Below are 15,800 nucleotides of genomic sequence, written 5' to 3'. Positions count from 1 at the left end.
CTATGATGCCCGTCAGCAGTGAAAAAAAGATGGAACGGTAACCATAGAAGCACTATGATGCCCGTCAATCATGAAAAAAGGCGGGAGCGGGTTTCATAGGAGTACAATGATCTCCTTTACCTGCGATTTCTAATGTAATTTAATCAGAAGCACCTCAAACGAAAGCTTCCATTATTGAGGGTAAGCCGTTCTCTTTTAGGTACCCCTGCATAGGAAAAAGCGAATATAGAAAAAACGATAAAAGCGGTGTGTTGCTCAGATGAATCACACTGCTTTTTGCACGTTATATAGGAAGATTATGTTAAAATTTTAAGTTTTAAGATTCCTTTTCGGTATTTCAAAGCTGTAAGAATCTAAGCATTTTATGATTGAGGGATATCCTGCTTTATTGTTTTTTCTTTTTTCCAATAAACAGTATTGTATGACTTGTGTGTGTCACATTTGGGCCTCCACTCATATACTAAGTTTGAAAAAAGATTAGTTGTATGACATAGGTGCACTTTCACAATATTGTTAAAAGGGGTAGGATAAATGAATCACAAATGGGTAATAGCAATTGATGCCGGCGCATTCGAGGTAAAAGGAAGAACGAGGGACGAGGTGTTTAAGTTTAGGTCAACAATTGGACCTTACCGCCATCTTCATTTGGTGAATACAGATAGCAGCCAAATGGAAGCCGGCGACTACATCGTCGAGTACGGGGACGAGAAGCTGTTTGTGGGGAATATCGCCTGGCGGGAATGTCATGCAATAAGAGAGCCGAGAGATATTTCGAAGGCGCACGAAGAAACAAAGATCAGGGTACTGGTGGCAGTTCATCAGTATGGTAAAACGGAAGGGAACTGTGTAGTGATTGGGCAGCCGATCCGTGGTATGGTGAATAAAGACAGGGAAAGTATGGAGAACATGCTGAAAGGGGAACACACGATCACGGTGAACAATGTTAGGAAGACGTTTTACATCGAGGAAGTAAAAGTCGCTCCTGAAGGATCTGGGGCATACTTCAGCATGGAAGACAGGCCGGAGGACATCGCGAACATCATCGACGCCGGAAGTGGTACCTTCAACTATTTAAGAGTGGAAGATGGCTACTTTATTGACAGGAAAAGCGGGACCCTTGCTTTCGGTGCTGAAACAGACATGGAAATGACAGAAAAACAAATGGCAGTAGCCATCCTGGCAGAACTTCGGGGCAAGTGGAACTTATACGAACCGACCTATCTTTGCGGAGGAATTGCTGAATATCTTCTGCCATATATTAAAGAGCATTTTAGTAATATCAAGCTAATCAGACCCGTCTTCTACCGGGCAAACGGACACAAAGCATACAGTCCGCAATATGCCAATGCTTTCGGATTTTATTCTATGGGGAAAGCGGTCTTTGTTGATGAATGAACTGAATCGAAAGATCAAGTCCGTCCCTTTCAACCTCGATGACCCTTATGAAAGAGAGCTTCTAGAACATTGTAACCAGTACATTCACTTTGCGACATATATCAAACGCCTGATCCAACGAGATATGGAACAGGGTGTCGGAGTCATTCGTACTCGTAAAGAACATGAAAAGGTAGAAATGAAACTAGAAAAATCTATCGACAAGTCGAAGTTGAAAAGCTTCGGTCTCTAACTCCTATATGGGGTCTTTTTTTTTGGATTCTATAACTTAGGGGTTCCATACCTTTTACCTTTTCTACATTTTCCTCAAAGTAATTTGAATCCATTTTATGGTGTCAGGCACCAGAGTGGATTATCTATGTTTTAAGGTGTCAGGCACCACAAAGTATTATCAATTAAAGAAAAAAAGTTTTTCTTGCAAAAACGCTTTCATTGGGATTATAATATGAATAAATCGATTTACTAAATCGATTTACTAAACCGATTTATCAGAATTACTTTTTAAAAAGGGGTCTTCGTTATGGAAAATGTAATTGTCCCGTTAAATGCTTATGATAGATTTGAAGTGTTGAAGAAGGGGCAAACTTCATTCGTTAGGCACATTGCCGAGTCCGGTGCTTTTGGAATTGAAATTCGCCGTGAATTATTGTCGGACCAAGATCCACCACTAGATAGCATTAGAAAAGAAATAGAACAATATCAACTTTTTACCGTGTACTCGGCTCCGATTGAATTATGGAAAAAAGATCACGGTTTAAATGAAAAGGAATTAAACGAGATCTTTCACGAAGGAATAGCACTTGGAGCTAAATGGATAAAAGTATCACTAGGGCATTTTCATAAAGGTCAATCAAATGTCAGGGAGCTCAATACCTTTTTGAACCATTACCAAGGAATTCAATTGCTAGTTGAAAATGACCAGACGCTTCATGGCGGGAATATCAACCAATTAACGTCCTTTTTTGAAAGCGCCTCCGAGCAGGACACACCAGTAAAAATGACATTTGACGCAGGGAACTGGTACTATTCCGGTCAGGATGTGGACGATGCATTAAGCAAGCTTTCACCATATGTCCATTATCTGCATTTGAAACAGGTAGAAGATGATCATGGCGAGTTCATCACTGTGCCTCTTCAAAAAGATGGGAGTCACAGCTGGGAGAAGGTTATGAATAGTTTACCATCTGAAATCGCAAAGGCGCTTGAGTTTCCTATCGAACCAAAGGAGAAAACAAAAGAGTTTATTCAGATGATAACAGAAAGTGAGGCTTTATCATGCAACAGTTAGATGTGATTACATTTGGAGAAGCGATGGCAATGTTTATGGCTAATCATCCGGGTTCCTTACACGAAGTTGGCCAATTTACCCGGGAGCTTGCCGGTGCAGAAACCAATGTGGCAATTGGGCTTGCCAGGCTTGGTCTCCGCTCTGGTTGGGCAAGCAAAGTCGGAAATGATGCGTTTGGAAGATTTATAATCGAAAGGCTCAAAAATGAAAACGTTGACATTGACCATGTGTTGATCGACAAAAATTATCCGACTGGATTTCAATTGAAGTCAATGGTATTAGAAGGCGACCCAGAGGTTCAATATTTTCGCAAGGGTTCGGCAGCGAGCCATCTAAATAGTAAGGATTTCAATGTAGATTATTTTCAAAATGCAAGGCACTTGCATATGACAGGAATTCCATTAGCCCTCTCGGAAAGCGCCAGAGCCTTTGCAAGACATGCTCTATCGTTTATGAAAAAGAATGGCAAAAAGGTTTCCTTTGACCCGAATTTAAGGCCAACTCTTTGGGCATCACAAGAAGAAATGGTGAAGGAAATTAATGAAGCCGCGTTCCTAGCTGATTACGTGTTACCGGGAATCGCTGAGGGTGAAATCTTAACCGGCTTTAAGGAACCTCGTGAAATCGCTTCCTTTTACTTGGAAAAAGGTGTCGAGCTTGTTGTCATAAAGCTTGGTGCAGAGGGAGCATTTTATAAAACAGCAACCGAAGAAGGAACCGTTCGCGGTTTTCATGTCGAAACGGTTGTTGATACCGTTGGTGCGGGCGATGGCTTTGCAGTTGGGGTAATCAGTGGATTACTCGAAGGTCTCCGCGTTCATGATGCGGTTTCTAGGGGAAATGCAATTGGTTCGTTAGCGGTTCAATCACCTGGTGATAACGATGGCTATCCAACCAAAGATGAGTTAGCAAAATATATAGAAAATAACTTAGAGGGAGTGAAATAACATGAAACAAACGATTGCCAAACAACGATGGTTACGTCTGATTCCAATTGCTTTTATCACTTACAGTCTTGCCTACCTTGACCGTGCTAACTATGGGTTCGGTGCTGCTTCAGGATTGGCTGAGGACCTTCACATTACAGCGGGTACTTCTTCCTTACTTGGGTCGCTATTCTTCTTAGGTTATTTCTTTTTCCAAGTGCCTGGAGCCGCTTTTGCAGAGAAAAAGAGTGCAAAAGTCCTTATTTTCTGGTCATTGATTGCTTGGGGGTTATTAGCTTCTTTTACAGGGATGATCACCAATATTAAATTATTATTTGTGATTCGCTTTGCCCTAGGGGTAGTGGAAAGTGCGGTAATGCCGTCCATGCTTGTACTCTTAAGTAACTGGTTTACGAAAGCAGAGCGTTCTCGTGCGAATACGTTCTTAATCTTAGGAAACCCTGCAACCGTGTTATGGATGTCAATTGTTTCTGGTTATTTAGTTAACTCTGTGGGCTGGAGATGGATGTTTATTGCCGAAGGTCTTCCTGCCGTTATTTGGGCATTTATTTGGTGGAAAGTTGTAAATGACAAACCAAGAGATGCAAAATGGTTAACCGAACAAGAAAAGAATGATTTTGAACAACAATTAGCAAAAGAACAAGAAGGTATCAAGCCGGTAAAAAATTACGGCGAAGCCTTTAAATCAAAACCAGTTATTTTGTTAAGTGCTCAATATTTCCTTTGGAGCATTGGTGTATATGGGTTTGTCATGTGGCTTCCTTCTATTATTAAAGCAGCGCCAAATATGGATATTGTAAAAACAGGCTGGTTGTCTTCTGTACCTTATATTTTAGCCATTATTCTTATGTTAGTAGCTTCTTATTTCTCTGATAAAACATTGAACCGAAACGCCTTTGTTTGGCCATTCCTATTAATTGGTGCAGTCGCATTTTATGCCTCTTATGCCATTGGAACGGACCATTTCTGGATTTCATTTGTCTTATTAGTCATTGCCGGTGGTGCGATGTATGCTCCATATGGTCCATTCTTTGCGATCATTCCTGAAATCCTCCCTCGTAACGTGGCTGGCGGCGCGATGGCCCTTATTAACAGCATGGGTGCATTAGGATCGTTTGTTGGTTCCTATATCGTAGGATATTTAAATGATTCTACAGGTGGATTCGGTGCTTCATATATCTTTATGGCAGGATCTTTATTCCTTTCCGCTATATTAACAATTTGGGCGGTAAAAGCTGCAAAAAAGGAAAGAAACAAACCATCTGATGTAAATATGAGTGCATAAAAAACTGTCAACAGCTTTGGGATTTCTCCAAGGCTGTTACTAATTGTATATAACATAATAGAGAGAAGAGGAGTTTTTAAAATGGGAGTAGAAGAAATCAAAAAACGGGCGGTTGTTGCGGTCATTCGAGGGGCTAATATGGAAACCATCATTCCAATGGCTCATGCCCTAAAAGAAGGCGGAGTTACTGCTCTGGAAATTACGATGGAAACCCCAAAAGCATTAGCGATAATTGAAAAAGCGGCGGATGTGTTTGGTGATGAGATTTTTGTAGGGGCCGGAACGGTTTTGGACGCTGAGACTGCCCGTGCAGCCATTTTGTCGGGAGCAAAGTTTGTTTTTTCACCGACTGTTCGGAAGGAAACGATCGAGATGACGAAACGGTATGGGGTCATTAGTGTCCCTGGTGCATTTACCGCAACCGAAATTCTAACTGCCTATGAGTATGGTGCCGATGTGATTAAAGTATTCCCTGCAGGAAGCGTAGGCCCTGGATATTTTAAAAATCTAGCGGGTCCACTGCCGCATATTCCGTTAATGCCGACAGGCGGGATTGATATGGAAAATGCCAAGGATTATATCCGTGCTGGAGCGGTTGCTGTGGGTGTCGGAAGTTCGTTGGTTGATTCGAAAAAAGCATTAACCGATGAGTATCTAAGGTTGATAACCGAGAATGCAAGGAAGTTAATGGAAGAAGTCCAGTCAGCTCGGTAAGTATAAGGGGAGGATGACCATAAGTGGCGAGTACTTGGTTATAAACAAGTGCTTTGTCATTTAGGGGGTCATCCTCCTTTGTTTACATGTGGGCGACTTTGAATCGATCATTACTGGAAAATTAGTAGATTTGCCGCTAAAATGAAGTCAGTGAACCAAGAGGAAAGAGGAAGATAGGCATGGAAAAAGTAACAATGGCCGATGTAGCAAAAGCGGCAGGCGTGTCAAAAAGTACCGTTTCTCAATACTTAAATAAACGGTTTGAATATATGGGGGAAAAAACCAAGCTTAAAATTGAAGAAGCGATTGAAGAACTTGGCTACCAGCCCAATTTTATCGCAAGAAGTCTAAAGCAAAAGCGAACCTCTATGGTTGGAATCATTGTTGCCAATATTATGCATTATTTTTCAACTGAAATTAGCCGTGCCATTGAGGATTTTTGTCATCAACATGATTTGCATGCCATCATCTGTAACGCGGATGATGATCCCGAAAAAGAGAAGAAATATATTGAAATGTTGAGAGCAAAGCAGGTAGATGGTCTGATCATTTTTCCTACTGGACAAAATAATGATTTATATAAAACCATGGTGCGTCAAGGCTATCCTGTTGTGTTTATAGATAGAAGAGTCGAGAATCTTGATGTGTTTTCAGTAATTACGGATAATACCGATTCCACTTACAAGGCCTTGCAGCATTTCATAGCGAAGGGTCACAAGAATATTGCCTTTGTGGTGCAGCCGCTATCGGTTAGTACTCGAATCGATCGATTGGCAGGATATAAAAAGGCCTTAACAGATGCAGGATTAGAGGTAAATTCAGATTTCATTATCGAATCAAGTATCTCGGAAATGAAAAGCAAACTAGAACAGCTCTTTTCATTAAAGGTTAAGCCAACGGCTCTCTTTGCTGCCAATGATCGTGTATTTATGGCGGTGGGGGAGTTTTTAAAAGAAAAGGGAATTAAGCTTGGGAAAGAGCTTGAGTTGATTGTATTTGATAATATCCCATTCTCCAACATGCTAGAGGCTCCCATTTCCTTCATCATTCAGCCGGCAACAGATATGGGAAAAAAGGCGGCCGAACTGTTATTCCAACAGATTAATAAAGAACAAGCACCTCCTGAAGTGTTTGTTTTTCCAAGCAAGATGCTGTAAAAGGATTCATTAGTGCCTGACACCAAAACTGGTTCAGGCACACTTTGTTCATTGAAAAACGCTTACAAATGAAGTATAATCAATTCATAAACCGATTTAGTAAACCGATTTATCTAAACCCCATGTAGAGGAGTTTGATTATGAAAATACAACTTGCTTTGGATCGGATGGAAATAGCAGAAGCCATCGAGTTAACAAAGAAAGTAGAGGATTCCATTGATTGGATTGAGGTGGGTACTTCACTAATCAAAGAATTCGGTGTGGCCAGCATAAAAGAGATGAAACAAGCATTTCCAAATAAAGAGATTGTTGCCGATATAAAAACGATTGATAATGCCCGTTATGAATTTGAACTGTGTTTTGATGCTGGGGCTGATATTGCTACCGTCATGGGAGTTTCTCCCCTTGTAACAATTGATACCTGCATGGAAGTAGCCAATCGTTATCAAAAAAAGGTCATGATTGATCTGTTAAATACGTCTGATCAACAAAAAAGAGACTTACGGAAATATAAGGACGCCATATTTTGCGAGCACGTGAGTAAGGACCAACAAGAGGAATTAGGCAGTCAAAATCACGGAACAAAGCCAAGTGATTTTTCAGAATTTCAGGTAGCGGCAGCTGGTGGGATTACCCTAGATTCGATCGAAGACCTCGTAGGGTCTTTAAACCTAGCCGTTGTGATTATTGGCTCTGCTATTACGAAAGCGGATAATCCGTCAGCGTCAGCGGCACAATTTAAACAACTTATTTTACAAACGGAGGGAAATAGAACATGTTAGTCATTATTCCTACTATATTAAAAGAAGTGGAAACGGTCCTTAGCCAAGTGGAAGAGGAGCAGCTTCAAGAGTTAGCGGTTCAATTGCAAAAAGCCAAGCGGATTTTTGTCATTGGAGAAGGACGGTCCGGGTTAATGGCAAAATCATTTGCGATGCGCTTAATGCATTTGGGAGCAACGGTCTTTGTTGTAGGGGAAACCATCACTCCGTCCATTGCTGAAGGTGACCTTTTAGTGGCGATCTCAGGTTCAGGTACAACGAAAAATGTGGTTTGGACGGCTGAAAAAACGCATTCACTTGGTTGTTCGGTAATGGCTGTAACCACAAATCCAGAGTCTCCATTAGCTATGGCGGCAACGCAGATTCTTCATGTACCCGCAGCGACAAAATACCGCCGCGAGAATGAGTTGAAAACGATCCAGCCGCTTGGTTCTTTATTCGATCAATGTGCTCATATTCTATTTGATACCTTATGCCTGCTTTTCAGCCAGCTTAACGAAGTGGATCACACGCTAGCTTTCGGCCGACATAGCAATTTAGAATAGGAAAAGTGAATGGTGCCTGACACCAATTCGGTCATCGCCGAATTGGTGTCAGGCACTCTTTTTTTTGAAAGTGTTTTGAAATCAATAATAACCGCCTAGACTAGAAACCCTCTTTTGATGTATTAGAATAACAGGGATGAATGGAGGAAATGAACTTATGTCTAATTTACCAAATTGCCCAAAATGTAATTCCGAATACACGTACGAGGATGGAAGCCTTTTTGTTTGCCCAGAATGTGCTCATGAATGGAATTTAGAAGTAGAATCAGAAAATGAAGTTCAAAAAATTGTTAAAGATTCTAATGGAAATGTTTTAACCGATGGGGACTCTATCACAGTCATCAAAGACCTAAAAGTAAAAGGAAGTTCATCTGTTTTGAAAGCAGGTACAAAGGTTAAAAACATCCGTTTAGTTGATGGAGATCATAATATTGATTGTAAAATTGATGGTTTTGGCGCGATGAGCTTAAAATCTGAATTTGTTAAGAAGTTATTATAGTGTCTAAGAATGAAAAGGGCTAGGTATAAAGCCTAGCACCTAGTAATTCCCCATTTCCACATGATAGTTTTTCTCGGTAAGAACTTTATGCAGCTGTTCAATATGATCGTGATTTTTTGTCTCGACTGAAATCTCAATTTGGGCATAGCCGGGATAAATATCTTTGCCAATCCGATGGAGATTAACAGATTGAACGTTCGCATCCAAATCGGTTATCGAGCTTAAGACTCGTTGCAGTTCACCAGGTTTGTCTTTTAAGGTAATCGTAAAATTCGCATACCTTCCAGATTCAACTAAACCGCGTTCGATAATTCTTGAAATAAAATTCATATCTACATTTCCGCCGCTTAATACAGCAACCACTTTTTTCTCCTTAATATTCAATTTTTCATAAAGTAAGGAAGTAAGTGAGACGGCGCCCGACCCCTCAACTAAAAGCTTATTCCTCTCCAAAACCATTAGCATGGTCCTGGCAATTTCCATTTCATCGACACAAAAAACATCATCAACGTATTTTTGAACGATTTCAAAGGGCTTCAGCCCTGGTTTTTTAACCGCGATCCCATCAGCCATTGTGGGTGTGGAGTCAACCATTACAGGTTTATTTTCAAACAAGGACTGCTTCATACTTGGGCAGGCAAGGGCTTGAACACCATAAACAGATATATGAGGATTTTTTTCCTTTACTGCCATAGCAACTCCAGCAATCAGTCCGCCGCCGCCAATTGGGCAAATAACCGCCTCAACATCTGGAAGCTGGTCGAGGATTTCTAACCCGACCGTACCTTGTCCTGTCATGATAGCCTCATCGTCAAAAGCATGAATAAAGGTCGCATCGAGTTGATCTTTCAGTTTTAATGCATAGGAGAGAGCATCATCGAATGTGGCACCCTCTAAAATTACTTCAGCGCCATATTGTTTTGTGGCTAGGATTTTACTAAGTGGAGCGCCTTTAGGCATCACAATTTTGCATGGTACGCCGAGCATTTGACTTGAATACGCTACTCCTTGAGCATGGTTTCCAGCAGAAGCAGCGATTACTCCCTTTGTTAGTTCTTCCTTTGAAAGTGAATTAAGCTTATTGTAAGAGCCCCTTACTTTAAAGGAGCCTGTTTTTTGAAGGTTCTCAAGCTTTAAATAGACTTCATTATGAGCGAGCTGACTAAATGTTTTGGAATAATCAAGGGGTGTCATATGGACAATTCCCTTCATTTTATCCCGTGCAATGATGATATCATCGATGTTCAAGTTTTTCATCCTCCGTCCACAAGGTTCTTCTTTTTAGGATGTACTGGAGAAAATAAACTATGTCCAATTTTTACAAATTGTCAAAAAGCTATGGTTCAGTCGGTTACAGAAAAGGATTTATCGTGTTAATTGTGGTAATTTAAAAAGAGGGAAAGAAAGTCGTCAGTAGAGTCTTCTCTAGATCCTCTATAAAAAGCCTCCTTAGATATACTAATTATAAATAATAGGTGCGGCCTCTAGAATCAAATGCAGTAGGTCCTAAAAGATAATATAATAGGACTTAAGGCAAAATGCATAAGGCAGGGACTTGAAATGAAGGAACAACCGCAAGCAGATACTCCAAATTCGCACATAAATCGAAATGGGCTTACGCCTGAATATATTGAAACTCTCCATAAGCTAAGGGAAAAATTACTCTCCGGAATTCAACATGCTGATCGAGATTTGGTAGCCGAATATCAAAGAGACGCGTCTCTGCAATTTAGAGATGATCAATTAAAGATTCTTAACAGAGTCCCAAATGATAAAGTCCGATCTTATAAAAATATTCTATTATCACACAATACCCTTTATAGCTATGTGGCTGAAAAGGGCGGATTAAGTCCGTGGCAAAGCCACTTTATATCAGAAAAATATGCAATTATGATCGAGCATGCCGAAACCTTTGCTGAACTAGAAAAAATACATTTAAATATGGTAACAGAGTATTCCGACCCTACCATCCGAAAATCGAAAAGTGACAACTTAACCATTGTAGAGAAAGCAGAGAACTATATAGAGATGAACTTTTCGGAGGACATTTCCATGGAGGAAATGGCAGAGAAATTACATGTTCATCCTTCACATTTAATGCGTACCTTTAAGAAAGAAAAAGGAATCACTATCAGTAATTATCGAAATCTGAGAAGAATAAGAGAAGCAAAAGAGCTGATCCTATTTTCAAATCTTTCGATGACTGAAATTGCATATATGGTGGGGTTCAGCAACCCTCAGTATTTTTCTAAATTTTTCAAAGAGATAGAAGGAGTAACTCCTGTAGAGTTTAAAAAGAAGAGGAAGAAACCTCAATAAATGAAGAGACGTATGTGATCTTTTAGTTGGTGCATGAGAAATCATGCACCTATTTATTTTGCCCTTCTTATTCTAGCTGCATTATTTTATCTCTTCATTTGTTTAAAAATTCATGCAATTATACTATAAAAACATGCAATTATAGTGCAAAAGTGTAATTGCGATTCGATGTATACTAATCACGTACCAGATAAAGCGTTTACAAAAAAAGAAAAAATTCAGGGGAGGGTTACACATGAAGAAGTTTGGAGCAAGAGACCAAGTTGGATATGCGCTAGGAGATATTGGGGGAAGTTTCGTTAACTTATTTATAGGCGGATTTTTCTTAATGTTTTGTACCTATGTATTAGGTGTAAGCCCTTACTTTATGGGAACTATGTTTTTATTAGGTAAATTCTTTGATGCCATTTGTAATGTGATTATGGGCACGATTCCAGACCGTTGGAAATTAGGGAAATCTGGCGATAAATTCTTACCTTATATTAATATTTCTAAATGGATATTAGCAGCTTCTTGTTTATTAGCTTTTGCTGATGTATCTAGTTTGGGTACTACAGCCACTCATGTTTGGGTAGTATTCGTTTATTTATTCTTCTGTGTTGCGTACACAGCCGATTCCATCCCTTATGGTTCACTTGCATCTGTTATTACAAATGATCCTGTTGAACGCACAAAATTATCTCGTGCTCGTGCTATTGGGGGTATGGTTGTTGGACTTGGATTCTTATCCTTTGTTCCCATGTTTATCTATGATAAATCTGGATCTGTCATTCCAGAAGCATTCTTCCAGATTGCCATTGTGTTTAGTATTTTATCAGTATTAGCTTATACAGGACTTGTAAAATTATCAACAGAACGTATTCATGATGATCAACCGGGAGGAACAAAATCCGATTATAGTTTTAAGGATGCATTTACAGTAGCAATTAAAAATAGACCGTTAATCGGTATGATGGTTGCATCAATTGGCTCGCTTCTTATGATAAATGGTGTAAGCCAATTAGCTCCAATTGTTTTTGCAGAACGTTATCATATGCCAGGTGCTTTTGCTATTAACTCATTCATTAGCATTGGTGTTACGCTCGTGTTATTCGCTATCGTTCCTAAACTGGTTGTAAAGTTTAATAAACGAAATTTAGTTATTGTCACATCCATCTTCAGTTTAGTTGCGTCCTCTTTAATGACATTGGTTACATTTGAAAATGTATACATGTTCATGGTTTTATATAACCTTGCTACAATCGGTTCATCTGTTTTCGTTATGGTTGTGTGGGCTCTTGTAACAGATTGTATTGACTTTGCAGAACTTCAAACAGGAAAACATTACGAAGGAACACTTTATTCCCTCTATTCCTTTGCTCGTAAAGTAGGAATGGGATTAGGTTCTGCTATCGGAAGTTACGCTTTAGGTTGGGTTGGTTTCGTTGCTGGAGCAAAATCTCAATCACCTGCAGTAGCAGAAGGCGTATTAAAAATGTACACTGGTATGCCAATCATTGCCTTCGTTATCATGATAATCGGCGTAGCTTTAATCTATAACCTAAATTCAAAGAGAACAAATGAAATGTATGCAGCATTAAAATTAAGAAGAGCGTCTTAATAAGGAGATTTCTTAATGGTGAAAGCTCATTAAAATGAAATTGCAGGAGAGGAGAGGTTCATATGCGTACTAGATTCCTTTCAAAAATGACAAATGGGGAAGTCGAAGAATATTTAGATCGAAATGATATTATATATGTTCCAGTTGGAGTAACGGAAACTCATGGAGCTTTACCGCTGGATTCGGAAACCGTTTTAGCGGAAGCTCTTGCATTAAAAATGGCTGAAGAATCAGATGGGCTTGTTTTGCACAACTTACCTTATTTCTTTGCAGGCGGAACGATTGTTGGCCGCGGAACAATTCAAATGAGTGTAAAAGACGGAATGGCTTATTTAGATAAGATTGCAAAGTCACTACTAAAACAAGGCTTTAGACGACAAATTTATATCACCAGTCATGGTCCAGCTTATTTGACAGTAAGCGGCATGGTTCGCGATTTCTTTGACGAAACAAAAGTGCCTGCTTTGTATATGGATGTATTAAAAGCAGCAGAGGCAACTAATTTCAATCTGATGGATGCATTTCATGATATGACCATCGGTGCTTATAAAGTTTTAGGCAGAATAGAAGATGTGCCATTGAATGTACCTGAATCTCATTCTGTTACTTATGATGTTCAACATATGTTAGCAGGGATGGGTAAGAATCCTGGTAATACATTGGGAAAATACGCTTATCAATCCGGCGCAGTGGGTTCTTACTTTGATGAACCATCTGATCATATGGCTACACCGCTATTAAAAACACCCGAAGAAAGAGAAGCACATGCAGATGCGGGTGTTCAAGCAATTAATAAACTTGTAAAGGCATTGGATATGCCGACAATCGTTGAAACACTTCATCAAGTGGATGTTTATACGAAGGATATGATTCTTCCTAGATACGGGGGACATCTGTTAGGCGGAAAAGCCGTAAAAAACAATAAATAAATATTCCTAATTGTAATACCAATACCGAAAAGCACTAGAATATATGATATCGAATTTGCTAAGGTTTTTATATTAAGATAAAGAGGCGGCAGGGATATGGTTCCTGCCGTCTTAGCAAATGTTCTGTACCGTTAATGAGAATGCAAACTACTTTCTTCCATCCAATAAGCTTCCCGTATATTAATCTGCTTACGAATTTTCCGGGTGACATCAATAGTGATTTCACCTTCTTCGTACAAGTTCTGAATTTCATCTCTTTCTGCTTGAAAGGCTTTCACTCGTAATTCTCTTTGTAATTGTGTGTAGTGAGTAGAATCTGCGCCTTTTTTGGCTAGTTTTAATTTCATGATCAATTCGCTATATTCTCCGATAATGACTAAATAAATATTGGCATTTTCAGAAGTCATTTGATTCTTCAAATACTGAATAGCTGCTTTCGCCATGTTTACTTTTAGTCGGATGATCTTTTTAATTTGTGCTTGGCGATGTTTAAGCCGTTCTTTGTTATTTGGCAGAAAAAGATGAACAACCTGGTACAAACTTCTTTTAACCAAGGTCCAAATAAATAATCTACGGTAGTGGATTCGGTTTGTAACAGCGAGCCTCATCCGATGGATATGTTCTTCAGACATATAAGTCATTTCACGGTCAATTTGTCCCTCTTTTTTCAATTTTTCGATGTAGTTGGCTTCGGCATCAAGGGCCTTCATCCGAATTTCATTTTCTACTAATTTCAGTCGCTCGGAGTTTTCATCACTTACATTAGTTAGGCGATTCCGAATTTGAGTGTATGCTGAAATAACGGAGACAGCCGCTCCACGATTTTCATCATTCATCAATTCCCGAATCGAACGAATCGCGGAGTCAATTGTCCGGAGCATAGCAACCTGTTCCATTTCCTCCTTAAGTTTATCCGTATTTCCTTTATCCGGCTTGGCGAGAATCGGCAAGAAAGTGCTCGCTGCTACAAGTGTTACAAGTATTACCCCAGCAGCAATAAAGATGAATAACGAGCGCTGAGGAAAGGGACTTCCATCCTCGAGTACATAGGGAATCGTAAATGCACCGGCTAGTGTAACAGCCCCTCGTACACCTGAAATCGTAATGATGCCAATCGCTCTCATCGAAGGCATTTGGATTTGCTTTTTCAGCCAGCCCCAATGCCAGGCAGCCCCGATCCACAAGAAGCGAAGGACGAAAAGTGAAGCAGAAATGATGAAAATATACTTACTCACTTCCCAATTATTAAACAATGGGTCTTGAAAAATTTCACTAATGACACTTGGTATTTGTAAGCCCAGCAGCACAAATACCAATCCGTTCAGAATATAGATAAGTACGGTCCAGGTACTTTGAGAAACCACTTGCAATTGCATTGCAGGGGATTGGTCACGATCGCGATAGATGGTATGAACAATTCCTGCTGCTACGACAGATAAAATGCCGGAGAGATGGAAATGCTCAACCAGGTAAAAAATCACAAAAGGGGTGAGGAGTTGGATGAGCATGTGAATCGTTACATCCTCCATCCCGAGCCGTCGAATAAAGATTTTCAATTGGATAATAAGGACGGCAAGAATGGCACCACCTACTAAACCTCCAATGGAAATAACTAAAAAGCTCCAGCTTGCCTCAGCCAATGAAAAAACACCCGTCACAGTGGCGGCTACTGCAAATTTAAACGCTACTAAACCGGAAGCATCATTCATTAGCCCTTCCCCTTCAAGGACATGCATAATTGTTTGCGGTATCTTTACCCTGCTTGAAATGGCACTCACGGCAACGACATCAGTAGGAGAAAGGATGGCCGCTAACGCAAAAGCAGCAGGCAATGGTATCGACGGGATGAGCCAATAGATTAAGTATCCAATTGCGAATACGGTAACAAACACAAGCCCAAGAGCTAGCAATAGGATTGGTTTTCGTAATTTCCATAATGCGTGCCGTGAAACATTTTTTCCATCATGAAAAAGCAGGGGAGCGATAAATAAAACGAAGAACAATTCCGGCTCCATTGGGATATGAATTCCTATTGGAAGTGCCGCAAGTAAAACCCCTAGTGCAATTTGAACCAGCGGCACTGGTATGTATGGCATAAAATGATGGATGAAACTAGACAAGCCGATAACAGCGAGCAATAAAAGTGTAAGTAGAAAAAATTCCATTTCATGTCTCCTCTCCTAAGTATTTTGTGTAACAAAGATATTTTTCAACACATTAGAGAGGGTAATTTCACTTTTTTAAAAAAATAAGCGAACAGTGAATGGCACTGTCCGCCAAAATTGGTTCGGTAGTAAGGACAGGAAGGGTATGGTGCTCGAGAAGGTGGAAAAAACGGTG

General features: G+C 39.9%; 15 protein-coding genes. 13 read left to right on the top strand and 2 right to left on the bottom strand.

The window, feature by feature from the left end; translation table 11 throughout:
- The first annotated feature begins 531 nt into the window (after positions 1 to 531).
- The 10 genes from J7E77_RS25025 (at position 532) to J7E77_RS24980 (ending at position 8,612) form a co-directional block, all read left to right on the top strand.
- Positions 532 to 1,395 (top strand): ParM/StbA family protein, encoded by an 864-nt coding sequence (locus tag J7E77_RS25025; protein ID WP_214717633.1) that lies wholly within the window; start codon positions 532 to 534, stop codon positions 1,393 to 1,395.
- Positions 1,388 to 1,627 (top strand): hypothetical protein, encoded by a 240-nt coding sequence (locus J7E77_RS25020; RefSeq protein ID WP_214717626.1) that lies wholly within the window; start codon positions 1,388 to 1,390, stop codon positions 1,625 to 1,627. Before J7E77_RS25025 ends, J7E77_RS25020 begins: the two co-directional genes overlap by 8 nt.
- A 288-nt stretch (positions 1,628 to 1,915) precedes the next feature.
- A complete protein-coding gene (locus J7E77_RS25015; RefSeq protein WP_214717624.1) occupies positions 1,916 to 2,683 on the top strand; it encodes a sugar phosphate isomerase/epimerase family protein in 768 nt (255 codons plus the stop codon).
- Positions 2,671 to 3,630 (top strand): sugar kinase, encoded by a 960-nt coding sequence (locus tag J7E77_RS25010; protein WP_214717621.1) that lies wholly within the window; start codon positions 2,671 to 2,673, stop codon positions 3,628 to 3,630. The genes J7E77_RS25015 and J7E77_RS25010 overlap by 13 nt, the downstream gene beginning before the upstream one ends.
- 1 nt (position 3,631) lies before the next feature.
- Positions 3,632 to 4,915 (top strand): MFS transporter, encoded by a 1,284-nt coding sequence (locus tag J7E77_RS25005; protein ID WP_214717619.1) that lies wholly within the window; start codon positions 3,632 to 3,634, stop codon positions 4,913 to 4,915.
- Between the two features lie 81 nt (positions 4,916 to 4,996).
- Complete coding sequence (locus J7E77_RS25000) at positions 4,997 to 5,629, top strand: bifunctional 4-hydroxy-2-oxoglutarate aldolase/2-dehydro-3-deoxy-phosphogluconate aldolase (protein ID WP_214717617.1); 633 nt, start codon at positions 4,997 to 4,999, stop codon at positions 5,627 to 5,629.
- Positions 5,630 to 5,808: 179 nt separating this feature from the next.
- A complete protein-coding gene (locus tag J7E77_RS24995; protein WP_214717615.1) occupies positions 5,809 to 6,786 on the top strand; it encodes a LacI family DNA-binding transcriptional regulator in 978 nt (325 codons plus the stop codon).
- Between the two features lie 140 nt (positions 6,787 to 6,926).
- The gene (gene hxlA / locus J7E77_RS24990) at positions 6,927 to 7,568 is read left to right on the top strand and encodes a 3-hexulose-6-phosphate synthase (RefSeq protein WP_214717613.1); all 642 of its coding nucleotides are present in this window, start codon (positions 6,927 to 6,929) and stop codon (positions 7,566 to 7,568) included.
- The gene (hxlB, locus tag J7E77_RS24985; RefSeq protein WP_214717611.1) at positions 7,562 to 8,113 is read left to right on the top strand and encodes a 6-phospho-3-hexuloisomerase; all 552 of its coding nucleotides are present in this window, start codon (positions 7,562 to 7,564) and stop codon (positions 8,111 to 8,113) included. Before hxlA ends, hxlB begins: the two co-directional genes overlap by 7 nt.
- Positions 8,114 to 8,270: 157 nt before the next feature.
- Positions 8,271 to 8,612 (top strand): zinc ribbon domain-containing protein YjdM, encoded by a 342-nt coding sequence (locus J7E77_RS24980; protein WP_214717610.1) that lies wholly within the window; start codon positions 8,271 to 8,273, stop codon positions 8,610 to 8,612.
- A gap of 39 nt (positions 8,613 to 8,651) precedes the next feature.
- Here J7E77_RS24980 and ilvA read toward each other — a convergent pair whose 3' ends face one another.
- Entirely contained in the window at positions 8,652 to 9,824 is a 1,173-nt protein-coding gene (ilvA, locus tag J7E77_RS24975) for a threonine ammonia-lyase (RefSeq protein ID WP_251026857.1), read from the bottom strand.
- Positions 9,825 to 10,172: 348 nt separating this feature from the next.
- On the opposite strand from ilvA, the gene J7E77_RS24970 reads away from it, so the two are divergent.
- The 3 genes from J7E77_RS24970 (at position 10,173) to J7E77_RS24960 (ending at position 13,460) form a co-directional block, all read left to right on the top strand.
- Positions 10,173 to 10,931 carry a helix-turn-helix domain-containing protein gene (locus tag J7E77_RS24970; RefSeq protein WP_214717597.1) on the top strand — a complete coding sequence of 253 codons (759 nt, stop codon included), beginning with the start codon at positions 10,173 to 10,175 and terminating at the stop codon, positions 10,929 to 10,931.
- A gap of 235 nt (positions 10,932 to 11,166) precedes the next feature.
- Entirely contained in the window at positions 11,167 to 12,531 is a 1,365-nt protein-coding gene (locus J7E77_RS24965) for an MFS transporter (RefSeq protein WP_214717595.1), read from the top strand.
- Positions 12,532 to 12,593: 62 nt separating this feature from the next.
- A complete protein-coding gene (locus tag J7E77_RS24960; RefSeq protein ID WP_214717588.1) occupies positions 12,594 to 13,460 on the top strand; it encodes a creatininase family protein in 867 nt (288 codons plus the stop codon).
- 131 nt (positions 13,461 to 13,591) lie between these two features.
- Here J7E77_RS24960 and J7E77_RS24955 read toward each other — a convergent pair whose 3' ends face one another.
- The gene (locus J7E77_RS24955) at positions 13,592 to 15,625 is read right to left on the bottom strand and encodes a Na+/H+ antiporter (protein WP_214717586.1); all 2,034 of its coding nucleotides are present in this window, start codon (positions 15,623 to 15,625) and stop codon (positions 13,592 to 13,594) included.
- Between the last annotated feature and the right edge of the window lie 175 nt (positions 15,626 to 15,800).

The organism is Bacillus sp. ISL-77 (assembly GCF_018613105.1).
Note: the sequence above shows the minus strand (reverse complement) of the source record. Positions and strands in the feature narration are given on the sequence as shown.

Excerpts from the sequence above, each read along its gene's own strand:
- J7E77_RS25015 (WP_214717624.1), top strand. The coding sequence starts at position 1,916 with ATGGAAAATGTAATTGTCCCGTTAAATGCTTATGATAGATTTGAAGTG.
- J7E77_RS24960 (WP_214717588.1), top strand. The coding sequence starts at position 12,594 with ATGCGTACTAGATTCCTTTCAAAAATGACAAATGGGGAAGTCGAAGAA.
- hxlA (WP_214717613.1), top strand. The coding sequence starts at position 6,927 with ATGAAAATACAACTTGCTTTGGATCGGATGGAAATAGCAGAAGCCATC.
- J7E77_RS25025 (WP_214717633.1), top strand. The coding sequence starts at position 532 with ATGAATCACAAATGGGTAATAGCAATTGATGCCGGCGCATTCGAGGTA.
- J7E77_RS25020 (WP_214717626.1), top strand. The coding sequence starts at position 1,388 with ATGAATGAACTGAATCGAAAGATCAAGTCCGTCCCTTTCAACCTCGAT.
- J7E77_RS25010 (WP_214717621.1), top strand. The coding sequence starts at position 2,671 with ATGCAACAGTTAGATGTGATTACATTTGGAGAAGCGATGGCAATGTTT.
- J7E77_RS24955 (WP_214717586.1), bottom strand. The coding sequence starts at position 15,625 with ATGGAATTTTTTCTACTTACACTTTTATTGCTCGCTGTTATCGGCTTG.
- ilvA (WP_251026857.1), bottom strand. The coding sequence starts at position 9,824 with ATGAAGGGAATTGTCCATATGACACCCCTTGATTATTCCAAAACATTT.
- J7E77_RS24980 (WP_214717610.1), top strand. The coding sequence starts at position 8,271 with ATGTCTAATTTACCAAATTGCCCAAAATGTAATTCCGAATACACGTAC.
- J7E77_RS25005 (WP_214717619.1), top strand. The coding sequence starts at position 3,632 with ATGAAACAAACGATTGCCAAACAACGATGGTTACGTCTGATTCCAATT.
- J7E77_RS24970 (WP_214717597.1), top strand. The coding sequence starts at position 10,173 with ATGAAGGAACAACCGCAAGCAGATACTCCAAATTCGCACATAAATCGA.
- hxlB (WP_214717611.1), top strand. The coding sequence starts at position 7,562 with ATGTTAGTCATTATTCCTACTATATTAAAAGAAGTGGAAACGGTCCTT.
- J7E77_RS25000 (WP_214717617.1), top strand. The coding sequence starts at position 4,997 with ATGGGAGTAGAAGAAATCAAAAAACGGGCGGTTGTTGCGGTCATTCGA.
- J7E77_RS24965 (WP_214717595.1), top strand. The coding sequence starts at position 11,167 with ATGAAGAAGTTTGGAGCAAGAGACCAAGTTGGATATGCGCTAGGAGAT.
- J7E77_RS24995 (WP_214717615.1), top strand. The coding sequence starts at position 5,809 with ATGGAAAAAGTAACAATGGCCGATGTAGCAAAAGCGGCAGGCGTGTCA.